Source organism: Vibrio nigripulchritudo ATCC 27043 (assembly GCF_000222685.1).
GTDB classification, from domain to species: Bacteria; Pseudomonadota; Gammaproteobacteria; order Enterobacterales; family Vibrionaceae; genus Vibrio; species Vibrio nigripulchritudo.
Window position 1 is genome coordinate 1 of sequence record NZ_AFWJ01000091.1, and the last position, 8566, is coordinate 8566.

Here is an 8566-nt window from a genome sequence, read left to right on the forward strand (position 1 = left end):
TAAGTAGAATATAAATTGCAAGATTGCAATAGATGATTTTGGAAGCGGATATTCCAGTATGGAAAACATTCTAAATCTTAAACCGGATATTATTAAAATTGACGGCTCGTTAATTAAAAATATTGATACGTCAAATGAATCTCGTATGATAACTAAAAATGTCGTAAATATGGCTAAGGAATTAGGCGCTAAAACGGTTGCGGAATATGTTCACTCCAAAGATGTTTTAGAAGTAATTCAAAATCTAGAAGTAGACTTTGCACAGGGTTTTTATCTTCATAAGCCCGATTTATTTTCAAACTAAAAGAAAAATACACTAAGTTAATGTATTAGGTCTTCGTATTAACCAACAAGGTAATTGATTTTAACCTTTACTGGCAATTTGTAAGGTTATAACCGCATCACGTTCTTTGGCTGTACTCAGCATGATTCTGACATTATGCGATGGCTGAAACACCTCCTTGATTTTAATTCGTTTTGCCCTCGTTTTTTCCAAATCACTCATTAGATGAATTTCAGCATCGTATTGAGTTCACTTAAGTATACACATCACTCTTTCACAAAAAATGGGTTGATTTGTTCCGGAATTTAGAACAAGTATTAGACAGTTAACCACTTTTCCTAATGGAGTGCTCTGTGAAACTGCAAGATATGGATTTGTTCAAACAGCTTTGTTATGTCGATGGAAACTGGGTCGGAGAGACGGCTGAGCAACAACCCGTGTACAATCCGGCAACGGGTCAAAAGATTGGTCAGGTTCCTGTTTTTGGCAGAGAAGAAGCAGAGCAGTGCATTGCTAAGGCTAATCTGGCACAGAAAGAATGGCGCTCTCTTACTGCCAAAGCGCGCAGCAACCTACTTAAGAAGTGGTTTGAACTGATTCAGGAAAATAGTGATGATCTTGCTACCATCATCACGACAGAACAAGGTAAATCCATTCACGAAGCAAAAGGCGAAGTCGCATACGCAGCGAGCTTTATTGAATGGTTTGCTGAAGAAGCCAAGCGTGCTTACGGAGAAACCATCCCTTCTCATAAGCCAGACGCCCGAATTGTGGTGACTAAAGAGCCAGTGGGAGTAGTTGGGGCGATAACCCCATGGAATTTTCCCGCTGCGATGATCACAAGAAAATGCGGTCCCGCTTTAGCGGCAGGCTGCACCGTTGTACTCAAGCCCGCTCCCGATACGCCATTTACCGCTTTGGCGCTAGGCGCTTTGGCTGAAGAGGCTGGCATTCCACCCGGCGTTTTCAACATCCTCACTGGTGATGCGGCAGGCATTGGTGGAGCATTCACCGACAGCAAAATTGTTCGTAAGGTCTCGTTTACCGGATCAACTCAAGTAGGCAAACTGCTGATGTCTCAATCGTCCGGTTCCGTGAAAAAACTCTCTTTAGAATTGGGCGGCAATGCGCCATTCATTGTTTTTGAAGATGCAGATTTAGATGCTGCGGTTCAAGGAACATTGATTGCCAAGCTTCGAAATGCGGGGCAAACCTGTGTCTGTGCGAATCGCATATTTGTTCATCGTTCGGTTCAGGACACCTTCGTCTCCAAACTTAAGGCGGCGTTTGAAACGCTTAAAGTAGGCGATGGTCTCAACCCCAATAATCAGATTGGTTCGATGATCAATCAAGCGGGACTGGATAAGGTTTATGACCATTTAAACGATGCTTTGGACAAAGGGGCAAACCTGGTGCTGGGCTCTAAAGAAAAGCCGACCAATCTGTTTTGTTCTCCTATGATCGTGACGGGAATGACTGACGATATGCGGGTCGCTCACGAAGAAACCTTCGGACCGCTTGCAGCAATCTTTACCTTCGATACGGAAGAGGAAGTCATAGAGCGCGCCAACCAGACAGATGCGGGATTGGTGGCTTACTTCTATTCTCAATCCCTAAGACGAAGCTGGCAGGTTTCAGAGCAGCTAGAGGCAGGCATGATAGGGATCAACGAGGGTCTGATCTCAACAGAAGTTGCCCCATTTGGTGGTGTAAAAGAGTCGGGGCTTGGGCGCGAAGGCGCGCGTCAGGGTATCGAAGATTATCTGGAAACCAAGTACATGTTAATGGGTGGGTTGTAGAGCTCAATCTTAGCGAAAGCACAGACAGATTAAGGCAGCATGACGCTGCCTTTTCCATATCGGTATTTTGTCTGAATTTGTGACTATGTTGCAAAAATGTTAACAAAACTTCGAAAGTGTGAGCTGATAATCTAGTAATTGATTGGTCAACTTCTATTCTTTCTCTTGTTTCTATAACACATAAGAGAAATTATAAAATGAAAGTATTGATCTGCTCTCTCACATGCTTAACGGCATGGATCTCCACGGCGGCTCTCGCTGCCATATCACAACACCCTGTCATTTTGATTCATGGCTTTCAAGCCAGCCAGCTAGAGCAAAAGCCGAATGCTCAGCAGGTTGCTCAAACTGGTGAAGAATACTGGCAATCTTACTGGTTAAGCCGGGCTGACGAACGGATTGACTGGTCATCTCACGAGCGTGTGCAGGGTAAAATCGCGTCTGATTATGTGTGGCCAAAGCTCCAGTCACTTTCGCGAAACAATACCTGTTCACAAGGCTGCATTATCGTGACACATTCCACGGGCGACCTGATTGCCCGGCATATTCTAGACAACCAGAAACGCTGGCTGGAAAACGCAGGGATGGCACCGCTAAACATCATCGCGACACTGGACTTTGCGGGTGCTGGCGGAGGTTCAGAGCTTGCAGATATGGCGATCAATGCTGCGGAAGGAGGCGGCGTGGGTAACTGGACATTGCGACAAGCGCTGTCGCTTTGGCTTGGTATGACCCCAACAACAGATAACGTCGGTGTATTGAACGATTTGAAAGTCGGTAACGCAAGACAACTGTCACCATCACCTGACAGCCGGGTACCAAGGATCCGTGTCGTTGGTGACAGTTCTGACTTCTGGGGACTGACAGGAGGTTTTCTTCCCGGTCATGACGATGGAGTTGTTGCTGCGCATTCAAGCTGTGGAGCCCAATCTTCTGGCAGTTACAACAGTTGTTCATCCTTTGTGGCAATCGATGGAAAGCTGGCTGCTCAGCCCAGAGGTGTAACAAGTTTTATGGCGCATCACTACCCCTTATTGATGGGCGAAGATTACTCCCACAGCACACTTATCGAGAATGCTCACGAAGGCAGAGTAGCTCCGGTCAGAGTCCATCTCACTTTGCCTGATGGCAGCAAGGTACGCGTTTTGACGGAAGACCAAAGTTCCTGGTGGTCAGGCAATACTTATCGTTACGTAAAAGATTCAGATTCCAAATCAATGTCTCAATTGACTTATGACCTGCTGGAAGGTGCACGTTAAAGGTGATTAGAATTTGTCCACCTAGCCCGACAGTGCATATCAAAGTGCATCTGTCGGGTCGTCTTTCGCCAATTGAGGTGTCTTATGAAAATGCCCGGTTCGGTTTATTTTTCTGGGAATGTATATGTAAGAAGGTTCGTGATTCTGCTCGCCATTGTATTGGTTGGTATGGTCACCTGGATGGAGCTTTGCGACGATGACATACTTCATCAGAATCCGACTCAGGAAATTAAATCAGACGAGCCGCCGTCAGCGCCTGGGAATTCAGAGCCTCATGTTAACGTTGAACTCACTAGTGAGTCTCCAGAGACCGATAAACCGGACACAAAAGAAAAAGAACTGGAAACGTCTCTGAAGGAGCAGTTCAGCATCATTGCCAGCGCATACGCAAAAGAGCTGCAACATCCAAGCTACTCGCCACCGCTTGATGATGAAGACCCCAGAGCCCTTAATCCGAATCGATTTCATAAGGTGGAGCTCCCTATTCTGGGAGGAAAACAGAAAGCGGCGATTCGGTTGGAAAAGTACCGGTACTTTTATCCTGAGCCGATTCGGGTATTCATTGAAACGCCACTCGAAATTCAGCAGGTTCACGTAGATTTAAGAGATGTAAAAGGCGGGAATAGCCTCGCTCGTCAAACCGTTGAGGGTAGTGAAGTGGTCTTCAAATCCAAGTCAGACTGGCCGGAAGAACTACGGGTGAAAGCCAAAGTAACGTTTGCTCAGGGAGACGATGTGTTAACGGCTGACTTCCGGTATTACCTGCCCGTTGGCAAAGTAACGGGTGTCGAACCTCCGGTCAGTGAGAACGCGGATATGATCATCCCCGTTAGTCTGGAATTGAATAAACAAGGGACTTACCGCCTCCGTGCCAGCCTGTTCTCCTCTAACGGCAAGCCCGTTGCGTCACTGACCGCGACAAAAAAGCTGCCATCTGGTGGTCAGGTGCTTAACCTGAAAGCCCACAAAAGTGTACTCAAAGGGCTTCAGTCGGAGTTCGAACTTCGTTATATTCAGTTGGAGAAGTTGTCGGATTTCCCCGGTCAGAAAAACGGGTATGGCATCAGTGAACAAGCCACTTATTCACTAGGTCAATTCGACCTTGCTCAGTTGAGCGATGAACCTTATCAGCCATCAGAAGAAGAGAAATCTCGTCTGGAATTTTTGAAAAACGCCAGTCAGTAAGACATTTTTGCTCAGTAGAAACCCCAAAAAAGCGGTGCATTTCTCAATTTGTGGATTACACCTAAAACGCAGCGTTTGCTTATGTAATAGGTTGATTATTATGTGATAAAGTCGTCCAAAATGATGAAAATGGCTTGGGGCGACGGCATGAAATTGATACGGAAATCGCGGCTTCGATATCAAAAGGACAATTCCGATAAAGTGTACGAAGTGGATCTGGTGGAACAAGCTTCCTCAGACCCTAATCGATACTTAGTGAACTTTCGCTATGGTCGAAGAGGCAGCACGCTTCGAGAAGGCACAAAGACCCGTGAACCAGTGGCGCTTGAGCAGGCTGAACGTCTGTTCGATAGCGTGGTGGTGTCCAAAATCAATAAAGGCTATGAAGACCTGAATGCGCTTTCTGCTTACACGTCATCCAACGAAGAAAGTGAAGCGAACCTGTTTGATCATGCGTCGCTGGTTAAGCGCATTGAAAATGAAAAAGACGGCTATGCTCTTGGTCGCCAAATCTGGCGTTTACGTCCTGTCGCGAATCCCGATCTCGCTGTACTGATTTCGTCCAAACTGGGCAGTAAAGTCTGGCAACTGGATTACGCCATATTGTGGAGCCTTGGCCGGATAGGAAGCCAATCCGACATCAACACTATCAAGCCCTATCTGAGCCATGCTGACGCCAAATTCTCTGCTCTGGCAATGGAAGCCATTCTCTCTCTGACACCCAAATCAGAACGAGCGCAAACCTATCGCGATTTATCTGGTCACGCTTTGCTGAAAGCGGAAGAGTTCACTCGTAAAGTTGATCAGTTTGTGGCGCAAACCACGCCGGATACCAACATCAATTCGCTGTTGAAACAGGCGTATTTGCAATCCTGGTTTGACGAGAACATTCAAAACGCCCTGCAACAGTCATTGCCTCGCATACCTTTTGTGCCTAACGCCTTTCAGGGGACTCGATACATCCTGAAAATGAGCGAATTTCGTCTTGATGCCACTACGTTCGCTATCGCTCAATTCCAGCTTGAGCAAAGAAACCCATTTTTCCAAAAGAGCTGGCGATACTACTATTCGCATCAGCATGGTCGGTTAGAGGTAGAAAAAGAGCTGAAGTCGCCAGAGGCGCGGTTGGCACATTCGCAAAATACACACAATTATCTGGTGCGCCGCCAGTGGCGAGTGTTAAAGCAGTTGGGTGTGAACGAAAGCCCGGACTACGTGCGAATGGCTACTCAGATTCTGCTGCAATTTAAAGACAGCGACGGCAAAAAGCCCAAAACGTCGGAGATCTACGAGTACGATTCAAACTGGCGTCGGCAGTTGAAATCGGTCAATCATTACGATGCGTTTGCTCGCTATGCCACCTTTAACGCCGTTTTGAGAAAAGAACATCCAGCCTACGCCCGAAGCGAAGCGGGGTACGTTTGGAAGTTCAACCCAGATGTCACCTTTGAAGGGCGAGGGGAAGCGTTTTCACAGCTCTGGGATCAAGTGCCTCACAATTTGCTGGAACTTGCTTTGGCGAGTGAATGCCAACCTGTTTGTGAGTTTGCCATTCGAGCCTTGAAAGACAACATCAGCTACATCGAAGCATTAAGCCTCGATATTCTGGTGAATTTGATGGTCAGACCCTACAGCGTTTGCCAGCAATTCGCTAAACCGCTTATAGATGCGCAGCTAGAGCGTAATAGTTTGTCGGGTGAGCAGTTGGTGCTATTGCTGGAAAGTGGTATTGAAGCTGCCCAGTCATTGGCGTTAGAACAGCTCGATAAGATTGCCGACCTATCCAAAACTGCCGATGTACTGGTCGCGCTGCTCACCATGGAATCCGTCATTGTCAAAGACTGGCTGGATGAAAAAATGCAGCGCAATGGGCTGTTCAGAAGCGGTCAGGCAGAAGTGCTGAACCTTCTGACACAGCGCTTGGCTTCCCATCCTCTGCGTTCCATTGAGCAGGCGCTGTGGTTAGCCGAATGGTTGAAGTCGCACTGCAAGGATGGGTTGTCTGGTCTATCCCTAGCTCAGATTGAGGGGCTTGTTCTCAGCGAACATACTCCGAATACACTGTTGGGGTGTGAGCTACTGATGTCAGTTGATGTCGCCTGGTCAGATATTCCTACTGGCATTTTTGATGCCATTCAAGTCAGTGATTCTTATCATATTCAGTCTTTCAGTGTCGCACTACTCTCTAAGCAGTCTCCTGATGAGCTGGTTGAAAACCTGCCGTATTTGTTGACGTTGCTGCTTAAGAATAACGAAGCCCAACGTAAAGCCGTGTTGACTGCACTGCCTGCGGCTTACCAAAGAAGCAATGACAACCGAGGTCTGGTATTTGGCAAGTTGGTGGCGCTGCTGAATCAGAGAGAACTCGATCAAGATTTGCAACGTTTGGTCACAGACTTTATTCAGCAAGAATTTGAACGCGAGCTGTCGATAAAATCACTCAATGAACTGCTTTTACTGGCGACGGCAAAATCTGAAATGGCACACAATGTCGTGCTCCCTATACTGTCTGACAGCTTTAACGGTCGCACACTGGACCGAGAACTCGATAACGAAAGCTGGTTGTTACTAGCAAACAGCAACACTTTTGCGTTGAGAGAAATCGCCAGAGCGCATTTTGAGCGTGAACCCAAATCACTGCTTGATGACAGCGAAGGGTTTCTTGCTTTGTTAGCGAGTGCCTGGCTGGATACTAAAGAGTTTGCGTTTGAGTTCAGCCGCGAACATATGACAGCCGAACACTGGAACCCAGAAGCCATTGTTTCAGTGTGTGACAACCCAGATGGTCAGGTACAGGCGTTTGGGCGAGAGTTGCTGCAACGTTTCTTTGATGAAACGGATGGGAAACAGTATCTACTCAAGTTAAGTCAGCACCCTGCTGCCAATGTAGAGCTGTTTGTGACCCAGTTCCTTTCTCAATATGCGTCAGGGGACGAATCTATTCTGCTGGCATTAAAACCTTACTTTGTCTCGGTGCTCAGCCGTGTAAACAGCGGGCGGGTAGCAAAAGATCGAGTGCTGGCATTCATGACAGAGCAAGCTACTGCTTCCCCGAAGGTGATGGAGATGGTGTCAGAAATCCTGACTCGTCAGTCCATGACTTCTGTTCACAAAGACAAAGCACAAATTCTAAAAGCCATGCTGGCGCTTAAACAGCAAGAGAACAGTCTGGCGATGCCCATTGAAATTAAATCACCGCGCCACGTGGCTTCGTCAGTTGCCGTGACCATGGAGAACGAATCATGAAAGTGAGTTATCAATACGCATCCAAAAGTCAGGTTCGTTCTGGTAGCCAATCGACCGATGTAGCTTTCTCTCCAGATACGTCTCGCGCCCCGACTTTCTTTGTGGGTGAGGTAAAAGAAAAACACATCTTTCGGGAAGCCATTTCTGCGCTCCATGATGTGGTCATTTCGGACATGCGTTTTGTGCCCAAAAACCGGGATGAATACCAGAACTGGCTGGCGCAGGAAGAAGAACGATTGCTGGCAGAATTCGTCAGTCGTTCTGGTGAAGTCAAGCAAGAGCTTGAAGAGGTCAAAGCCGAGCTGACTGAAATGAGTAAAGCCTCGGCAGAAATCATGTCACCGTTTTACAAAGCGCAGGACAAGTACTTTAAGTACCTGTACAAGCACGACATGGATGCTTGGTATGTGCTTGACCCCGTCATCACGGTTCACCCAGATCAGGTCTTTTTTGAATGTTTCTCAGAGGACGAATCCAGTTACGGCAAACTGAGCTGCAACTACGACACCTTTGAAAACGTCAGCGATAAAGAATGCGGCACCACCAATATTGACTACTCCCAAGGGTTGTACGACGAATTTCAGAAGATTCGGGACTATCGCAAAACGCTGCTGAAAGTGGATCCCGACGGGTTCAAGGTTCAGACCTCCGGCAGTACAGCATTTGATGAGAAGAAAATTGATCTTCCCGATTCGTGGGTGCGAGGCTTCCTGCAAGTCAGCTCTGCCATGACATTGCCAATGGTGAAGTTCCGGCTTCATCCAATGGACATTCATAACATCTGTCTGCTGCTG

6 protein-coding genes are annotated in these 8566 nt (G+C 47.2%); all 6 read left to right on the forward strand.

The features are described from left to right. Positions 1–22: 22 nt before the first annotated feature. Complete coding sequence (locus RH89_RS09420; protein ID WP_280101532.1) at positions 23–304, forward strand: EAL domain-containing protein; 282 nt, start codon at positions 23–25, stop codon at positions 302–304. 332 nt (positions 305–636) lie between these two features. After that, the gene (locus tag RH89_RS09425) at positions 637–2082 is read left to right on the forward strand and encodes an NAD-dependent succinate-semialdehyde dehydrogenase (protein ID WP_004401358.1); all 1446 of its coding nucleotides are present in this window, start codon (positions 637–639) and stop codon (positions 2080–2082) included. A gap of 197 nt (positions 2083–2279) precedes the next feature. Next, positions 2280–3341 (forward strand): hypothetical protein, encoded by a 1062-nt coding sequence (locus RH89_RS09430; RefSeq protein ID WP_004401359.1) that lies wholly within the window; start codon positions 2280–2282, stop codon positions 3339–3341. A gap of 84 nt (positions 3342–3425) precedes the next feature. Continuing rightward, the gene (locus RH89_RS09435; RefSeq protein ID WP_004401361.1) at positions 3426–4526 is read left to right on the forward strand and encodes a hypothetical protein; all 1101 of its coding nucleotides are present in this window, start codon (positions 3426–3428) and stop codon (positions 4524–4526) included. 120 nt (positions 4527–4646) lie between these two features. Then, the gene (locus tag RH89_RS09440) at positions 4647–7772 is read left to right on the forward strand and encodes a hypothetical protein (protein WP_004401362.1); all 3126 of its coding nucleotides are present in this window, start codon (positions 4647–4649) and stop codon (positions 7770–7772) included. Beyond that, positions 7769–8566 (forward strand): hypothetical protein (locus RH89_RS09445; protein ID WP_004401363.1); only part of this gene is annotated, 798 nt, incomplete at its 3' end. The genes RH89_RS09440 and RH89_RS09445, both read left to right, overlap by 4 nt.